The following is an 868-nucleotide window of genomic DNA, read 5'->3' on the forward strand; positions in this document are numbered from 1 at the left end:
GGATGGACATTGATGAGGGCGTCATAATATTAAGTGTGGAAGGGCAAGGCAACCGCACCGAAGCTTACGAACTGCGTTTTACCGCCATACCGTATCACGCCTTAAAACCTTACCGACCGGCACCGCTGCCGGCGCCGACGGTGCACGGCACCCTGCCGGCACGGGTAAGCAGTCCGGATAATGACACTTACGGTTACATTGATACACAGGGTCGTTATCGGGTTAAATTTAACTTTGACTTAAAAGCATGGAAAAACGGGGAAGAGAGCCTATGGTTAAGACTGGCCAGACCGTATGCCGGCAGCACCTATGGCATTCACTTTCCGCTCATTGACGGCACGCAAGTGGCGGTCGCCTTCACCAACGGCAATCCGGACCGACCGTATATCGCCCATGCCCTGCACGACAGTGCGCACCCTGACCTGGTGACCACGATAAACAAACACCGCAATGTGATTCGCACCCCCACCAATAACAAACTGCGCATGGAAGACAAACGGGGGCAGGAGCACATCAAGCTGGCGACCGAATACGGCAAAACGCAACTCAATCTGGGACACTTAGTCAACCAAAAAAAAGCGTTACGGGGTGAAGGGTTTGAACTGCGCACCGATGAATGGGGGGCGATAGCGGCTGAAAAAGGCTTATACCTGACGACACAAACCGAGCCCAAAGCGCAAGGTCAGCAACTGGATATGCAAGGCGCCATTACCCAGCTGGAAAATGCCTTATCGATAGCCAAAGCGCTGCAACAGGCTGCCAATCAATGCGACGCACACGGTGCTGACACCGCCAGTCAGGACCAGCTTAAAGCAGCGTTAACGACGCTCACTGAAAGTGGCATCTTAGCTTATGCACAGGCAGGCAT

Annotated in this window: 1 protein-coding gene; it reads left to right on the top strand. The window is 53.8% G+C overall.

The features are described from left to right. Positions 1-868: type VI secretion system Vgr family protein (locus tag J3U19_RS11425; RefSeq protein WP_267346374.1), on the top strand; the 868-nt coding region annotated here is incomplete at both ends.

The organism is Gilliamella sp. B2828 (assembly GCF_026537125.1).
Lineage (GTDB): Bacteria > Pseudomonadota > Gammaproteobacteria > Enterobacterales > Orbaceae > Gilliamella.